Raw genomic sequence first — 1,219 nt, forward strand, 5'->3', positions numbered from 1 at the left:
CCGCCACGTGGCCGCCGGAGCCGCCGAGATCGAGCACCAGCGGGTCGCGGCGCTGCTCGCGCGGGCGGTCCAGGGTGCCGACCGGGATCTGCAGCGGGCCCCGGGCCGCCGGGAGGAGCCGGTCGAGGGCGTCGGACCGGTCGAGCGGCGGGAGCCAGATCCGGTGCGCGGCGGGACCGCGACCACGCATCCGGTCGACGGCGACGTCGAGGAGCGAGCCCCGGTGGGGGCCGGTGACTGCGCCGTCCTCGCCGAGGTCTGGCTTCGGCGCCGCGGACACCTCGCGGGCGGTGAACGGCAGCACGAGCGAACGCCGGCCGGCGCCGGTTCGTCGTACCGCTCGACGGCGGGTGACCGGCCCGGACACGTACGCCGCCCGGAACCGGGTCAGCGTCGTCGGGTCGGGCCTGAGGTAGCCGAGGCCGGGGACCGGCGGCAGCTCGTAGGCGTCGGGCACGCCGAGCACGGTGCGGGACTCCTGCGCGCTGAACGTGCGCAGGCCGACCCGGTAGGAGAGGTGGGNGAGCCGGCCCTCCTCCAGCCGTTGTGAGGCGAGCAGCAGGTGCACGCCGAGCGAGCGTCCGAGCCGGCCGATCGCGACGAACAGCTCGGTGAGCTCGGGCTTCGTCGAGAGCAGCTCGGAGAACTCGTCGACCACGACCAGCAGCGACGGCAGCGCTGGCAGCGCCGGCTCCTCCGGCGACCGGGGCCGGTGGGAGGCCCGGGCCCGGGCGTAGTCGTGCACCGACGCGAGGTTGCCGGCGGCGCGGAGCAGCTCCTGGCGACGCTCCAGCTCACCGGCGAGCGCGTCCTGCATCCGGTCGACGAGAGCCAGCTCGCCGGCCAGGTTGGTGATCACCGCCGAGGTGTGCGGCAGGTCGGCCATGCCGGCGAACGTCGCGCCGCCCTTGAAGTCGACGAGCACCAGGTTGAGCGCGTCCGGCGGGTGCGTCATCGCGAGCCCGAGCACGAGGGTGCGCAGGAGCTCCGACTTGCCGCTCCCCGTCGCGCCGACGACGAGGCCGTGCGGCCCCATGCCCTGCTGGGCGGACTCCTTGAGGTCGAGGTGCACGACGCCCTCGCTGCCGACGCCGATCGGGACCCGGAGCCGCTCCCGCGGTGCCCGGGGTCGCCACCAGACGGCCGGGTCGAAGGCGTCGATGCCGAGCAGGTCGCCCAGGTCGGACGGACCCGCCGGCTCGACGGCTGCCGGCGGCCG

The 1,219-nt window shown here is 76.0% G+C and carries 1 protein-coding gene; it reads right to left on the reverse strand.

What is annotated here, in order from left to right; all coding sequences use genetic code 11:
• On the reverse strand, window positions 1-1,072 hold a 1,072-nt coding region (locus H0488_RS23320), incomplete at its 3' end, for an FtsK/SpoIIIE domain-containing protein (RefSeq protein ID WP_446685648.1).
• Window positions 1,073-1,219 lie beyond the last annotated feature (147 nt).

Source organism: Nocardioides pelophilus (genome assembly GCF_014180685.1).
In the GTDB taxonomy this organism is placed as follows: domain Bacteria; phylum Actinomycetota; class Actinomycetes; order Propionibacteriales; family Nocardioidaceae; genus Nocardioides; species Nocardioides pelophilus.